General features: G+C 68.0%; 12 protein-coding genes. 9 read left to right on the top strand and 3 right to left on the bottom strand.

Annotated features, from left to right (window positions below; translation table 11 throughout):
• The first annotated feature begins 123 nt into the window (after positions 1-123).
• The gene (locus AC1MFL_RS05740) at positions 124-1,257 is read left to right on the top strand and encodes an LOG family protein (protein WP_479813973.1); all 1,134 of its coding nucleotides are present in this window, start codon (positions 124-126) and stop codon (positions 1,255-1,257) included.
• A 4-nt stretch (positions 1,258-1,261) separates the two neighbouring features.
• Here AC1MFL_RS05740 and AC1MFL_RS05735 read toward each other — a convergent pair whose 3' ends face one another.
• Positions 1,262-2,179 carry a matrixin family metalloprotease gene (locus AC1MFL_RS05735; RefSeq protein WP_479813971.1) on the bottom strand — a complete coding sequence of 306 codons (918 nt, stop codon included), beginning with the start codon at positions 2,177-2,179 and terminating at the stop codon, positions 1,262-1,264.
• The gene (locus AC1MFL_RS05730) at positions 2,179-3,483 is read right to left on the bottom strand and encodes a VIT1/CCC1 transporter family protein (RefSeq protein ID WP_479813969.1); all 1,305 of its coding nucleotides are present in this window, start codon (positions 3,481-3,483) and stop codon (positions 2,179-2,181) included. Before AC1MFL_RS05730 ends, AC1MFL_RS05735 begins: the two co-directional genes overlap by 1 nt.
• 264 nt (positions 3,484-3,747) lie before the next feature.
• On the opposite strand from AC1MFL_RS05730, the gene AC1MFL_RS05725 reads away from it, so the two are divergent.
• The gene (locus AC1MFL_RS05725; protein WP_479813968.1) at positions 3,748-3,984 is read left to right on the top strand and encodes a hypothetical protein; all 237 of its coding nucleotides are present in this window, start codon (positions 3,748-3,750) and stop codon (positions 3,982-3,984) included.
• A gap of 144 nt (positions 3,985-4,128) precedes the next feature.
• Here AC1MFL_RS05725 and AC1MFL_RS05720 read toward each other — a convergent pair whose 3' ends face one another.
• The gene (locus AC1MFL_RS05720; protein WP_479813966.1) at positions 4,129-5,523 is read right to left on the bottom strand and encodes a sodium:solute symporter family protein; all 1,395 of its coding nucleotides are present in this window, start codon (positions 5,521-5,523) and stop codon (positions 4,129-4,131) included.
• 181 nt (positions 5,524-5,704) lie between these two features.
• Between AC1MFL_RS05720 and AC1MFL_RS05715 the strand changes: the two genes are divergently transcribed.
• The 7 genes from AC1MFL_RS05715 to AC1MFL_RS05685 all read left to right on the top strand — a co-directional run bounded on the left by AC1MFL_RS05715 (position 5,705) and on the right by AC1MFL_RS05685 (position 15,276).
• A complete protein-coding gene (locus AC1MFL_RS05715; protein ID WP_301224498.1) occupies positions 5,705-6,280 on the top strand; it encodes a helix-turn-helix domain-containing protein in 576 nt (191 codons plus the stop codon).
• A gap of 284 nt (positions 6,281-6,564) precedes the next feature.
• Complete coding sequence (locus AC1MFL_RS05710) at positions 6,565-7,968, top strand: ammonium transporter (protein ID WP_479815328.1); 1,404 nt, start codon at positions 6,565-6,567, stop codon at positions 7,966-7,968.
• A gap of 99 nt (positions 7,969-8,067) precedes the next feature.
• Entirely contained in the window at positions 8,068-9,174 is a 1,107-nt protein-coding gene (gene speB, locus AC1MFL_RS05705; protein ID WP_479813964.1) for an agmatinase, read from the top strand.
• The gene (locus AC1MFL_RS05700; RefSeq protein WP_479813963.1) at positions 9,171-10,895 is read left to right on the top strand and encodes a thiamine pyrophosphate-binding protein; all 1,725 of its coding nucleotides are present in this window, start codon (positions 9,171-9,173) and stop codon (positions 10,893-10,895) included. Before speB ends, AC1MFL_RS05700 begins: the two co-directional genes overlap by 4 nt.
• Before the next feature lie 154 nt (positions 10,896-11,049).
• The gene (locus tag AC1MFL_RS05695; protein ID WP_479813961.1) at positions 11,050-11,529 is read left to right on the top strand and encodes a MarR family winged helix-turn-helix transcriptional regulator; all 480 of its coding nucleotides are present in this window, start codon (positions 11,050-11,052) and stop codon (positions 11,527-11,529) included.
• 10 nt (positions 11,530-11,539) lie between these two features.
• Positions 11,540-13,252, top strand: a complete 1,713-nt coding sequence (locus AC1MFL_RS05690; protein WP_479813959.1) for an MFS transporter — start codon at positions 11,540-11,542, stop codon at positions 13,250-13,252.
• Between the two features lie 290 nt (positions 13,253-13,542).
• Entirely contained in the window at positions 13,543-15,276 is a 1,734-nt protein-coding gene (locus tag AC1MFL_RS05685; protein ID WP_479813957.1) for an ABC transporter ATP-binding protein, read from the top strand.
• Positions 15,277-15,286: the final 10 nt, after the last annotated feature.

The raw sequence follows: 15,286 nt of genomic DNA, 5'->3' as shown, positions 1-15,286 counted from the left end.
CACCCACGGGTGCCCCCGCCGGTTTCGGCGGGGGCACCTCCGTGTTGACGGCCCCTGTGCCTGCCGCGGCGGACCCGATGCCCTGGAACGGAGCTGCCGGTGCACCCGCATTAGGCTGGCCCTATGAACGCCGCCCGCAGCCTGCACCCGAGCCCGCGAACACTGGAGGTCGAAAGCCTGGACGGCTTCGACCGGCTGGTCGCGGCCGGGGCCAGGACCATGCAGGGCTGGCATGCCCAGTCGCTGGACCTGCGCGGACGCACGGCGCAGCTGGAGGCCATGAACGCGCAGGGCGGGATTTTCCTCGGCTGCACTTTCGACGACGGCGTGGAGGACGTACTGCGCAGCCGCGGCGCCCTCATTTTCCCAAAGCTTGAGGCGGTGCCGTTCAATCCCTACCGCGCGCGGCTGTACACCCCGCAGGAGCTCTACGAGGGGATCGGCGAATCACGCTATGAGGACACCCTGGACGCCAGGGTCTACCAGTGGAGCATCCAGCCGGGACAGCGCCACCGCCTGGACGCGACCCTGGCCGCGGCCCTGCACGACCACTCGATCGGCGACGCCCTTGATGAGCTGACCCGCTCCGAACTCTGCGTCGGCCGCACCATGGTGGGCGTGATGGGCGGGCATGCGGCGCGGCGCGGTTCCGGCGTTTACGAGGAGGCCGCGCTGCTGGGGCGGCTGCTGGCCCGGGACGGCCGGGTGGTCGCCACCGGCGGCGGTCCCGGCACCATGGAGGCCGCCAACCTCGGCGCCTACCTGAGCGACGCCACGGAGCAGGAATTCCGGCGGGCGCTGGAAGACCTCGCCGCGGTTCCCGGCTTCCGGCCCTCCGTTTCGGCGTGGACGCGTACTGCCGCCGCCGTCGTCGAACGCCATCCGGAAGGCACACCGTCACTGGGGATCCCCACCTGGTTCTACGGGCACGAGCCGCCGAACTTCTTCGCCACCCACATCGCCAAGTACTTCGCGAACGCCATCCGCGAGGCCATCCTGCTGGAGCTGTGCAACGGCGGCATCGTCTTCCTGCCGGGATCCGGAGGCACCGTGCAGGAGATCTTCCAGGATGCCTGCGAGAACTACTACGGCACCCGGGAAACCATCATGCCGATGGTGCTGGTGGGACAGGAACACTGGCTGCGGCGCTACCCGGCCTGGCCCCTGCTGCAGAGCCTCGCCGCCGGGCGGGGGATGGAGAGCCGGATCTTCCTGGTGGACACTGTGGAGGAGGCGCTCGCCTTCCTGGACCGTTAGGCGCTCACAGGTCCCTGCGGCACTGGGCCCTGCCCAGCTCGTACAGGCCGTTCAGATCGCCGGCGGCCAGGCCGTCCGGGGCGCCGATCTCGGGGTACATCAGCTGCGTCGGGTCGTCCACGTGCTCCAGCCCCATGACATGGCCGAGTTCGTGCAGGATCACCGCGGTGGCATACGCGGCTCCGTCCCGCCGGTTGAGGTCGACGGCGATCTGCGGAGCGTCGAGTTCCAGGCTGCCGGTGACGAAGCTTTTGGGTCCGGCGCCGAAGCTGAAGTGGGTGCTGCCGCCGGTGCCGATCACCGGTCCCTTGAGCTGCGGGGCCTGCTCCGGGGTGGTCCACGCGATCAGCAGCGGCGCCCAGCGTTCGCCGTAGACGCCCTGCTGGTAGGGGACGCGGGACTGGGCGGGCTGCTCGGCGGTGGGTCCGTCGTTGACGAATCTGATGCCGGTCGCCCGGGACACGGTCTTGATCGCGTCGTCAACCAGGCGTTCGGCGCCCTCCGGGGCGAGTGCCGCGTTCACCACAAAATGCAGCGGCCGGCAGGGCGAGTAGCCCACCGGGGTGCCGTCGTCGTTCACGGCCAGGAACTTGTATGAGCTGCTGGAAACGGCCGGTTTCTGCGGGCGGCCCAGCGGCTCGTCCTGCTCCTCCAGTCCGGGCGGGGGAGTGTCGGTCCGCACGGCTTCAGCCGCCGCCGGCTGCCCGGGCTGGCCCGGCTGCCCCGCCAGCGACTTGCCCGGCCCGGTTCCGCGGCTGACCTCGAAGAGCCCGGCGAAACGCGGATCCCCGTAGATGAAGCCGGCTGCCAGGAACGCGGCGCCGGCAATCAGGGCTGCCGTGGCGAGGCCCCGGATGATCCGCCACGCGGTGCGGGAACGGCTGTGCCGTAGTGGACGGTCCCGGAACTCAGGACCGTCCACTAAGAGACCACGGCGCCGAAGGCCATGCCCAGCAGATACGTCACGCCGGCGGCGCCCATGCCGATGGCCAGCTGGCGGAGGCCGCGGGAGGTGGGCGAGGTGCCGGAGAGGAGGCCGACGACGCCGCCGGTGAACAGCAGCGCCAGGCCCACCAGGACGGCGGACACTGCAAGGGCCGCGACGCCGGTCATGCCCAGGACGAAGGGCAGGATCGGCACGATCGCGCCGGAGGCGAAGAAACAGAAGCTCGACGCCGCCGCACTCCAGGCGGTGCCGACGGCTTCGTGCTCGTCGCGGGCCTCCGGCAGCTCCGGCTGCAGCGACAGGCTGGGATCGCAGTCGCAGTCGAGCAGGCCCATCCGCTCCGCCACGCGGTGTTCGGCAGCCTCCCGCGACATGCCGCGGGCCAGGTAGACCAGCAGGAGTTCGTTGTTCTCGATGTCCAGCGAAGGTGCGGCGGCCAGAGTGATCTGGGTGGGGCGGGTCGCGGCCAGGAGTTCGCGCTGCGAGCGCACGGAAATGAACTCGCCGGCCCCCATGGACAGCGCCCCGGCCAGCAGCCCCGCGACACCGCTGAGCAGGACCACGGAACTGCCCACGCCGGAGGCGGCCATGCCCATGACGAGGGAAAGGTTGCTGACCAGCCCGTCGTTGGCACCGAAGACAGCCGCGCGGAAGGTGCCGGCCAGCCGGTTGCGGCCCCGGGTCGCGAGCCCGCGGACGACTTCTTCGTGGATCTGTTCGTCGGCGACCATGGCCGGGGTGGCCGAGGGGTCCTTGGCGTACGGCGAACGGCTTTCGGCCCGCTGGGCGAGGGCCAGGACAAAGACCGAGCCGAAGTGCCGGGCCAGGAAGCCCAGCAGCTGGCTGCGGAGCGAGGCGGGGCGGGGCCGGCCGGCGTGCTCGCCGAGCAGCTGGAGCCAGTGCGCCTCGTGGCGGCCTTCGGCTTCGGCCAGGGCAAGCAGGATCTGGCGTTCCTCGCCGCGGCGGTTCTGGGCCAGGTCGCGGTAGACGGAGGCTTCGGCCCGTTCGTCGGCGAGGTACTGCCGCCACCGTTTGATGTCCGCGGGGCTGGGTTTTGCATCTCCCGGCGCTGCGGCGCGCGGTGTTGCCTCTCCCGGCGCTGCGGCGCGCGGTGTTGCCTCTCCCGGCGCTGCGGGGCGCGGTGTTGCCTCTCCCGGCGCTGCGGGGCGCGGTGTTGCCTCTCCCGGCGCTGCGGGGCCCGGCATTGCGGCGGGCGCCTCGGGGCTGGATTCGTGGTGGGGTTCTGGGCTGAACGGGTCAGATGTGGCGTGCTGGGACACGGAAGCTCCTGGGCTTGAAAAGGGCATGGTTCGGCCCCATTGCGTATCCAGCGTACCCCGTATTTCCGCGGATTTTCGGCTGGCGATCCTTACTGCAGAGTTTAGGCGGACCGTAAAAACGGCCGGCGCCACAGGGACTTTTGAGGCTGTCGGGATCCGGCCCGGCGGGAGCCCTTGACCGCCCGGGCTCCCGGTGTTCGAATGAAACCCAGGGCGGGCTCTCCGAGGCCCTTGCCGCCACCCCAGCCACACGGAGGTTGCATCATGGACAACATCGGCTCACGTCCAATCCAGCCGGCCCGGGATTCCCTCGAGTCCGACCCCGCGTACGACTTCGCCGAGGACGCGCCCGTGAGTGATGGCGAGGAAAGCGAGGAGGACGAGCTTCTCGAGGAAGCCGATCGGCTCGTTCCCCTCGAAGAGGAGGATTTCCTGGGCGAGGAGACGCCGGTGCTGCCAGTGGAGGGGCAGGAATTCCTTGAGCCGGAGGAAAACGAATGATGCTCCCAACGGCTTGAACGTCCGACGGCGGCGCCCCCGGAAAGGGGAGCGCCGCCGTCGACCTTTAACCCGCGGACCGGACCTTGGAGCGCCGGAACGAGTGCGTCCGGAACGAGGGCGTCCGGACCCTAGTGCGTCCGGACCCTAGTGCGTCAGGGCCGGGACCTGTTCGTCCTCGGCCGCCATGCCGGCCACCCGGCGGTGCCAGTTGGCCATGACCGCCGGATCCGTCGGCCTGGTCAACAGCGACGCCGCAATGTAGACGGCCGCGGAGGCCAGCAGGCCGTAGCAGATCGGTTCGTTGGCGTAGATGCCGTCCAGCGGGACCTCGGCGTTGATCTCCAGGAAGATCATGGTGCCCAGCGTGATGACCGAGCCCACGGCCATGGAGGCAGCCGCGGCGACGCCCGTGCCGCGCTTCCAGACCAGGCCGCCGAGGATGGCGACCAGGAGTCCGCCGCCGAGGATGTCATAGGCGATGGTCAGGGCGGCGACGACGTCCTTGGTGATGATGGCGATCACGATCGCCATCATGCCGAGGCCCAGGACCCACATGCGGTTGGCCTTGACGTCGTGCTCGGGGTTGTCCGTGTCGTCGGTGTTGATGTTCTTGCCAAACCAGCCGGCAACGAACGGCAGGACGTCGGCGCGGGCCACCGTGGCGGCGGCGATCAGGGCGCCGGAGGCCGTGGCCACCGTGGCGGCGACGGCCGCGGCGAGCACCAGGCCACCGATGCCGATCAGGGCGCCGGCCGCACCGTAAAGGATGCAGTAGATGCCAGCCGTGGCGCCGCCCCAGCGTGCGACCGTGGGTGTCTTGGCGGTGAAAATGCGCTGCCAGATGTCCTGGCCGATCAGCGGGCCCAGGGTGTAGACGACGAAGTAGGTGATGATCGTCTGGATGCCGATGCCGTCAATCTGGAAGAAGCTGGCGTCCACGCGGGCACGGATCCCGTCGAGGCCGCCGGCGGCGTTGAGCGTCAGCGGCAGCATCAGGAAGAAGATCCCGACCGTCTTGATGACGAACTGGACCTGGTCGGCCAGGGTGATGGACCACATGCCGCCGATGGTCGAATAGGCCAGGACGATCGCGCCGCCGATGGCGATGGCGGGGGCGCGGTCCCAGCCGAAGAGCACCACGAAGATGGTGGCGTAGGCGCCGGTGGATGTGGCGCAGAGCATCAGCGTGTAGGCGAGCATGACGATGCCGGAGGTCTGGGTGGCGTGGCTGCCGTAGCGCAGGCTCAGCATCTGGGAGACCGTGTAGATCCTGAGTTTCTGGATGGTGCTGGCGAAGAGCAGGCTGAGCAGCAGTACGCCGGCGCCGATCGCGACCACGAGCCACATGCCTGAGATGCCGAACTTGTAGCCAAGGCCGACGCCGCCGACGGTGGAGGCGCCACCGAGCACGACGGCGGCCATGGTTCCGGTATAGAGGAACGGGCCGAGGCGGCGGCCGGCCACCAGGAAGTCGCTGTTGTTCTTGGCGCGGGACTTGCCCCACCAGCCAAACGCCAGTGTCCCCTGGCCGGGCGACACCACCGTGGTTCGACGGCAGTTATTGCCCCATAGGCAACACTTGTTGCCAAACAATAGGTGTGATCCGTGTAACAGTCAAGGCGTATGACGCGTCGCAGGTGTGTCCGGCCGCCGGTGGAGGCCGTCCCGCTAGTATTGCTCCAATGATGGGGCCGAGCGGCCGGCCGTGAAAGGTTCCAAAATGAAGGCTCTACCAGTTGAACCGAGCAACGTTCCCGTTGCCATCGGTTCCCGGATCCGCGCCGCCCGGCAGTCGCAGCGGCTCACCATCGAGCAGGTTGCCGATGCCACCGGGCTGACCAAGGGGTTCCTCAGCCGGGTGGAGCGCGACCTCACCTCACCCTCGGTCGCCTCCCTCGTGACCCTCTGCCAGGTGCTCTCCATCTCGATCGGCGATCTCTTTGCCGCACCGGAAACGCATCTCACCAAGAAGAACGAGGGCCCGCGGATCTCGCTCGGCGGCGAAGGGATTGTGGAGCGGCTGCTGACCGCGCGCTCCGAGCGCCGGGTGCAGATCATCCAGGCCGTGATCGAGCCCCGCGGCCGCGGCGAATCGGAACTGTACGCGGTGGACTGCGACGTCGACGTGCTGCACGTCGTCAACGGCAGCATCCGGCTGATCCTCACGAACGAGGAATTCGTGCTGCACGCGGGGGACACCGTGACCTTCCCGGGCCGCGAGCCGCACACCTGGGTGAATCCGACGGACGAAGCTGTCGAGGTCCTCTGGGTGCTGGTCCCCGCCGCGAGCCGCTAGGGTCCAGGTACCGGGCCGCGGCCATGGCCGCGAGCCGGACCGCGCGCCCGGAAGCCGGACCGCGAGCCATGTGAGATGTACGTCATACGCCGTTAACGTCCCCGAAACGCCGATTTAGCATTGGCGCTTCCCTTGTTACGTGGCTGCAATATCGGCACAGCCCGCCTGAAACACGCCCCCGGTAGCGTCAGCTACGGGGAGGGACGGGCAACTGTGCCGACTTTAGCAACGGTCTCGCCGATCCGGCGCCCTTGGAGCGCCGGTACTCAAGGAAGGCTCCCGTGATGAACATGGCTGTGCTTGCAGTAGCAATGGAAGTTGATCCCCAGGCGCTCGACCCTGGTGCGACGGCATGGATGCTGGCGGCATCCGCGCTGGTTCTCCTGATGACTCCCGGTCTGGCCTTCTTCTACGGCGGCCTCGTCCGGATGAAATCCGTCCTGAACATCATGATGATGAGCTTTGGCGCCATGGGCGTCGTCGGCGTCGTCTGGGCCCTGTGGGGCTACGGCATGGCGTTCGGGCCCGACTCACTCAACGGATTGGTCGGCGACCCCTTCGCCAATTTCGGCCTGAGCGGGCTGACCAGCACGATCGGCACCAAGGCCGCCGGCCTGCCGGACATGGTGTTCATCGGATTCCAGGCCACCTTCGCCATTATTACCGTCGCCCTGATCAGCGGCGCCGTCGCTGAACGTGTCCGGTTCGGACCCTGGCTGCTCTTCGCCGCCTTGTGGGTCACCCTCGTCTACGCCCCCATTGCCCACTGGGTCTGGGGCGGCGGCATCTTCGGGGCCGACGGCGTCATCGGGAGCAAGATCTCGGCCCTCGACTTCGCCGGCGGAACCGTGGTGCACATGAATGCCGGTATTGCCGGCCTCATGCTGGCGGTGGTCCTTGGCAAACGGCTGGGCTTTATGAAGGACCCGAACATCCGCCCGCACAACCTGCCGTTCGTGATGCTCGGGGCGGGGCTGCTGTGGTTCGGCTGGTTCGGGTTCAACGCCGGCTCCGAACTGGCGGCCGACGCCACGGCGGCCCTGGCCTGGACCAACACGCTGCTCGCAACCAGTGCGGCGCTGCTTGGCTGGCTGCTCATCGAGCGGCTCCGCGACGGGCACGCCACCTCCCTGGGCGCCGCCTCGGGCGCAGTGGCCGGGCTCGTGGCCGTGACCCCAGCCTGCGGATTTGTCGACCCCATCGGGGCCATCGCGATCGGCGCCGTGGCGGGCGCGGTCTGCGCGCTCGCCGTGGGACTGAAATTTAAGATCGGGCTGGATGACTCCCTGGACGTGGTGGCTGTCCACTTCGTCGGCGGCCTGTGGGGCACCCTGTCCCTGGGCTTCTTCGCCCTCCCCTCGGCCAAGACGGAGGGCGGGCTGTTCTTCGGCGGAGGCATGGCCCAGTTCTGGCCGCAGCTGCTCACCGCGCTCATCATCACCCTGTGGAGTGGCCTGATGACGACCCTGATCGCCTTCCTCATCCACAAGACCATGGGCATGAGGGTTTCCGAAGCCGACGAACTCAACGGCATCGACGTGACCGAGCATGCCGAGACGGCCTACGAACTCCTGATGGTCGGCGGCAGCTTCCACCCGGGGGATCCGCACGGCAAGGCGGATGCTGACGCAGCGGCCGCCGAGAGCCAGCCGGAAAGCCGGCGCAGCCGCGGCAAGGTGTCCACATGAAGCTCAGCCTTCAGGTAAACAATTGATGCGCAATGAGAAACTTCGAGTGTATGATGGCTGTCACACCCGTCGGTCAATCCTCGAAGGAGAGGCTTTCTTTTGGAAGAGCTGCGCATCGAGGCCAATGGCAACCTTGGCCCCATCGATTCATCCCGCATTCCGCGCTACGCGGGAGCCGCCACCTATGCGCGCCTGCCGCGGCTGGACCAGGTCGCCAAGGCCGACGTCACGGTCGTCGGAGTGCCGTTCGACTCAGGCGTCTCGTACCGGCCCGGCGCCCGCTTCGGGTCCAACCACATCCGCGAGGCCAGCCGGCTGCTGCGCCCGTACAACCCGGCGTGGGACGTCAGCCCCTTCGAAAACATCCAGGTGGCCGACGCCGGCGACATGGCGGTCAACCCCTTCAACATCCATGAAGCGATCGAGACCATCCAGCAGAACGCCCTGGACCTGACCGCCTCGGGCAGCAAGCTGCTGACCCTCGGCGGGGACCACACCATCGCCCTGCCGCTGCTCCGCGCCGCCGCCGAACGCGCCGGCCAGCCCATTGCCATGCTCCACTTCGACGCGCACCTGGACACCTGGGACACCTACTTCGGCGCCGAATACACCCACGGCACCCCCTTCCGCCGCGCCGTCGAGGAAGGCATCCTGGACACCGAGGCCATCAGCCACATCGGCACCCGCGGCCCGCTCTACGGCAAGAAGGACCTCGACGACGACCACCGCTTCGGCTTCGGCATCGTCACCTCCGCCGATGTCTACTACCAGGGCGTGCTGGAAACCGTCGCCAAGGTCCGCGACCGGATCGGCAACCGTCCGCTCTACATCTCCGTCGACATCGACGTGCTGGATCCCGCCCACGCGCCCGGCACCGGAACCCCGGAAGCGGGCGGCATCACCAGCCGCGAGCTGCTGGAAATCATCCGCGGCTTCCGCGGCATGAACCTGGTCGGCGCCGACGTCGTCGAAGTGGCACCCGCGTACGACCACGCGGACATCACCGGCGTCGCCGCCAGCCACGTGGCCTTTGAACTCGTCACCCTGATGGCGGACCGCGCGGTCGACGGCGACCGCTTCGGCACGCCCAACGGGTACGCGGCCCAGGCCCTCGGCCAGGAATCCCGCCGCCCGGCCGGCTTCGCGGCTCCGGCGGGATTCGCGGCTCCGGCGGGCCGGGGCGCCGGGGGCGGAGCCACCCGGTGACCGGCGTGCGCAACGGCGGCGACCTCGTCGTCGAGACCCTCGAAGCGCTCGGCGCCAAGACCGTATTCGGCATCCCGGGCCAGCATGCGCTGGGTCTCTTCGACGCCATGGGCCGCGGAAACCTGCATTTTGTCTCCTCGCGGGTGGAGAACAACTCGGCCTTCGCCGCGGACGGTTACTCCCGGGCCACCGGCGAGGTCGGTGTCCTGTTCCTCTCCACCGGCCCCGGCGCGCTGACCTCCCTGGCCGGCCTGCAGGAGGCCTATGCCACCGGCGTTCCCATGGTGGTCGTTGCGAGCCAGATCCCGCTGGAAGGACTCGGTGCCCGCCGCAAGGGCATGCTGCACCAGCTCGATGACCAGAAGGCCTCGGCCGCGAACGTCACCAAGAGCCAGCGGCTGATCCAGCACGCCTCCGGCATCCCCTCGGCCATCCAGGACGCCTGGACCGAGGCGATCTCCTCGCCGCAGGGCCCCGTCTGGCTGGAAATCCCGCAGAACGTGCTGCTGGATCCCATCATGGTGCCGCCGGTGGAGGACGCCCTCGCCGAGGCCGCGGATAATCCGCCCCGCGTGGAACTGGTCCGCGAGGCCGTGAAATGGCTTGCGACGGCGGAACGTCCCGCCATCATCGCCGGCGGCGGCACCCGACGCGGCCGGGCCGAAAAGTCGCTGCTCTCCATCGCCGAGAAACTCCGGGCACCGGTCATCTGCACTCCCGGCGGGAACGGTGCATTCCCGTGGAGCCACGAGCTCTCACTGCAGTCCTGGATCGAGGACCAGTACATGACGGAGCTGCTCGAGGACGCCGATGTGCTGATCGTGATCGGCTCCTCGCTCGGGGAAGTGACGTCCAACTACTTCACCTTTGCCCCGCGCGGCAGGATCATCCAGATCGATGCCGAACCTCGCGTGCTGGAATCCAACAGCCCCGGCCTGGGCATCCGGGCCGACGCCGGCCAGGCGCTCGCCGCCCTGGACGCCGCGCTGGACACCGAGCTCGACGCCGCCCTGACCGAGCCGCCCGCCCTGACGGAGCCGCCCGCTCTGACGGAGCCGCGCAAAAAGCGCGCGGACTGGCACGGCACCCCACCAGAGACCCTGGTGAAGGACACCCTCGCGAAGGTTAAGGCCCGGCTGGAATCCCAGGACCTGGGCAAGGAACTGAAGTTCATGGCGGACATCCGGGAGGCAGTGCCCTCCGGCATGCAGACCTTCTGGGACATGACCATTTCCGCGTACTGGGCCTGGAGCTGCTGGGACGCCCGCGAGGGCCAGTTCCACTCCGCGCAGGGCGCCGGCGGACTCGGCTTCGGTTTCCCCGCGGCAATCGGCGGCGCCGTCGGCCTGGAAACCACCGGCAAGTCCGGCACTTCAGCCCGGGTGCTTGCGGTCTCCGGCGACGGCTCGGCGATGTACTCCATCTCCGAACTGGCCACGGCCAAGCAGCACAACGTCCCGGTCACCTGGCTGATTGTGGACGACGGCGGCTACGGCATCCTGCGCGAATACATGGTCGGCGCCTTCGGCAAGGCCACCGCCACTGAACTCGCCCGTCCTGATTTCGTCAAGCTCGCCGAGGCCTTCGGGGTTCCGGCCGTCCGGGTTGCTCCCGAGGACGTCGGGGACGCCCTCAGGGCCGGTTTCGCCGCCGACGGGCCGAACGTCGTCGTCGTCGAGACCCTGCTCAGGATGTTCGCCCCCACCCACGTGGAGCCCTGAGCAATACCGCCCCGCCCCCTTCGAGGACGAGCGCGGACCGGCAGCACTGCTGCCGGTCCGCGCTCGGCGTTTAAGCCCGGAAATAGGGTTAGTTTCCCAAAGTAACTAATTTCCTGCTATATTGTTGCCTTAGGCAAGCAAAGAGGGAGCCCTCATGGCAGTTGAGCCGGACACCGCAGCCAAACTCGTCCACCAGATCTTCGATTTGCAGCGTGCTGTGCGCTGCGTCGCCGCCGTCAAGCTTCGCGGGGAGGACACCGGCGTGGCGCTTCAGGGCGTCCTGCGCTTCGTGGGGGAGGGCGAATCCCGGGCCACCCAGCTCGCGGACCGGCTCGGGGTCAGCGCGCCCGTCCTCAGCCGGCACATTGCCGAGCTGGAGGAGCAGGGCTACGTGGTCCGCCGGCCGGACCCCCTGGACGGGCGGGCGCAGCTGGTCGCGCTCTCCGACTCGGGGATCGGGAAACTCCGCTCCATCGAGGACCAGCGCGCCGCCACACTCCTGGGCTTCCTGCAGGACTGGAGTGAGCAGGACGTCGAAGAGACAACGAAAACCTTGCAGAAACTTGCTGAGTCCCTTAGGACCTCAGCCCGGGCAACGACGGCCGGATCCACTAATACGACCGAAATTGTTTAAGGAGCGCCCCATGGCAGCAACCACAGAAATGCCCCCGGCACCAATGTTGGTGATGACCCACCGCCAGATCATGGAAGCCCTGACCGGCCTGCTGGCCGCGTTCTTCACCGCGATCATCAGCAGCACGATTGTCGCGAACGCGCTTCCGACGATCATGTCCGAGCTCAACGGAACCCAGACCGACTTCGCCTGGGTCATCACCGCGGCCCTGCTGGCCAACGCGGCGACCACCCCCATCTGGGGCAAGCTCGCGGACCTCTTCAACAAGAAGGTGCTGGTCCAGCTCAGCATCGTGATCTTCGTCGGCGGGTCCGTGATGGCCGGCCTGTCCGAGACGATCCCGCTGCTGCTGACCGCCCGCGTGATCCAGGGCATCGCCATGGGCGGGCTCACCGCGCTGGCCATGGCCATCATCGGCTCCATCATCCCGCCCCGCGACCGCGGCAAGTACTCCGGCTACATGGGCGCCGTGATGGCCGTGGGGACTGCCGGCGGCCCGCTGCTCGGCGGCTTCATCGTGGACAGCCCGCTGGGCTGGCGCTGGACCTTCTTCGTCTGCGTTCCGCTGGCCATTGTCGCGCTCATCCTGCTGCAGATCACCCTGAAGCTGCCGCACGTCCGGCGCCCTGCCAAGATCGACTGGCTCGGCTCCATCCTCCTGACCTCCGGCGTGAGCCTGCTGCTGATCTGGGTGTCCTTCGCCGGCAACCCGGACTACTACGACTGGTGGTCCTGGCAGACCGCGGCCATGGTGGGTGGCGGCATTGCCCTGCTGGCCCTGCTGATCCTGGTCGAATCCAAGGTCTCGCAGCCGATCATTCCGCTGAAGATCATCTCGCAGCGCACCACCGCCCTCGCCATCCTTGCCTCGATCGCCGTCGGCGTCGGGATGTTCGGCTCCTCCGCCTTCCTGGGCCAGTACTTCCAGGTGGCGCGCGGGGCAACACCCACCGAAGCAGGGCTCCTGACACTTCCGATGATCGCCGGCAACCTGATCGGCTCCGTGGTCTCCGGACAGCTGATCAGCCGGACCGGAAAGTGGAAGCGGTACCTGGTCGCGGGCTCAATCCTGCTGATCAGCGGCCTCGGACTGACCGGAACCATCGATCACACGACCGAACTCTGGCAGACCGGCATCTACACCGCAGTCCTTGGCCTCGGCCTGGGCCTGCTGATGCAGAACCTCGTCCTGGCGGTGCAGAACACCGTGCGGGCCAGCGACATCGGAACCGCCAGCGCCTCGGTCGCGTTCTTCCGGTCGGTCGGCGGCGCCATCGGCGTCTCCGTGCTCGGTGCCATCATGGGCAACCGGGTCAAGGAACTCGCCACCAAGGGCCTTGCCGCCGCCGGGATTCCCACCGGGGGCGGATCCGGGGCCAGCATGGACCTCAAGGACCTGCCGGAGCCCGTCCGCGAAATCATGCGGGCCGCCTACGGCGACGCAACCGCCCAGATCTTTATGATCTCCGCGATCGTCGGCCTGGTCGCCCTGGTGGCCATCCTCTTCATCAAGGAGGAGCCGCTGCGGCGCACCGTGGACATCGCCACCCCCTCCGCCAAAGTCGACGACGGCGGCCCGTCCGCCGGGACTGCGGTGGAGTCGGCGGCGCCCGCGTCGGCTGCCTCCGCCGGACCCGTGGCCGGGACCGGCATCGTCGATCTCGACCGGGAATTTGTCGAGGTGCTCAGCCAGCAGCGCGAAAGCCAGCGCCGGGCCCAATAGGCAGGACGACTGCCCGCAAACGGCACCGAGGCCGCCCCGCTAATCAGGGGCGGCCCCGGTGCCGCACTATTGTCCTTGCAGTCCGCGAAAGTGTCTTTGCGGAGCGCGAAAAGTACGCCGTTTGGATGATTTTCAGTGTCCGATGTTCCGCGCGGGCCGGTCGTTTCGTAGAGTTGGATCGCTAAGGCTGTCGGCCCCCCCTGCTAGGACTGGGGGCATGCGGCAGGCGTTTTCCTGCCGGACTCTTCTCCAGCCTCATCCACTTCGTTATTTCCTAAGGACTCGTGGGCATGCTTGTCACCCTCATACGGCGGTTCTCGAAGCCGTATCTGCCATACATCGGTGCGGTGGTTTTCTTCCAGCTCGCCTCCACCATCGCGGCGCTGTATCTTCCCAGCCTGAACGCCCAGATCATTGACGAGGGCGTCTCCCGTGGCGACACGGACTACATCTGGCGCACCGGAGGGGTGATGCTCGGCGTCGCCCTGGTCCAGGTTGCCACCGCGATCGCCGGGGTCTACTTCGGGTCCAGGGCCGCCATGGCATTCGGCCGCGACCTGCGCCGCGGGGTGTTCCGCAAGGTCTCGAGCTTCTCCGCGAAGGACGTCAACGTCTTCGGCGCCCCCACCCTGATCACCCGCGGCACCAACGACGTCCAGCAGGTGCAGATGCTCATGCTGATGGGCCTGAACTTCATGGTGGCCACACCCATCATGTGCATCGGCGGCATCTTCATGGCCCTCCGCGAGGACCTTAACCTCTCCTGGCTGGTCTGGGTTTCCGTTCCGTTGCTGGTGGTGGTGGTCGGCTACATCGTGGTCCGCCTGATGCCGCTCTTTCGTTCCATGCAGAAGAAGATCGACCGGCTCAACGGCATCCTCCGCGAGCAGATCATCGGCATCCGCGTCGTGCGTGCCTTTGTCCGCGAACCGCACGAAGCCGGGCGCTTCGGCGCGGCGAACAAGGAACTCACCGACGTTTCGCTGAAAATCGGCGCCCTGTTTGTGCTGATGTTCCCCGCGATCGGCATGATCCTGCACATCTCCACCGCGGCCGTGCTGTGGTTTGGCGGCCAGCGGGTCGACGCCGGCGAGATGCAGGTCGGCTCGCTGACGGCGTTCCTGCAGTACCTGCTGCAGATCCTGATGGCCGTCATGATGGGCACATTCATGGCCATGATGATTCCCCGCGCCTCGGTCTGCGCCGACCGCATCGGCGAGGTGCTCGACGTCGAACCTTCCATCCACGAGACCCTCACCCCGGTGGCGCCGGCCGCCAAGGCCGGCCGCGTCGAGTTCCGGAATGTGTCCTTCGCCTATCCCGGCGCCGAAGCGCCGGTCCTCAGCGGCATCAGCTTCACCGCCGAGCCTGGCCAGACCGTGGCGATCATCGGCTCCACCGGCGCCGGCAAGACCAGCCTGCTCTCGCTGCTGCCCCGCCTTTACGACGCGGACTCGGGGGAGGTGCTGCTCGACGGCGTCCCTCTCACCCAGCTGGACCGCTCGGAGATCACGCAGCGCGTGGCCATGGTGCCGCAGCGGCCCTACCTGTTCTCCGGAACGATCGAGCACAACCTGCGTTTCGGCAAGCCCGGGGCCACGGATGAGCAGCTCTGGGACGCCCTGACCGTGGCCCAGGCAGCCGACTTTGTGCGCGAGAAGAAGGACGGACTCGGCGCACGGATAGCCCAGGGCGGGACCAACGTCTCGGGCGGCCAGCGCCAACGCCTCTGCATCGCCCGGGCCCTCGTCACCGAACCCAAGGTCTTCCTGTTCGATGACTCCTTCTCCGCCCTTGACGTCGCGACAGACGCCAGGCTCCGGCGCGCCCTTAAGACGAAAACCGCCGACGCCACCGTCATCATTGTCGGCCAGCGCGTCTCCACCATCGCCGATGCCGACCAGATCCTAGTGCTCGACAACGGACGGATCGTGGACCGCGGCACGCATGAGGAACTCTTGCAGAGCTCCAGCACCTACCAGGAAATTGTCGAATCCCAGCTGACCGCGGAGGCCGTGGCATGAGCACCAACGA

The sequence above is a fragment of the Arthrobacter sp. BG3 genome, from assembly GCF_056680185.1.
Note: the sequence above shows the minus strand (reverse complement) of the source record. Positions and strands in the feature narration are given on the sequence as shown.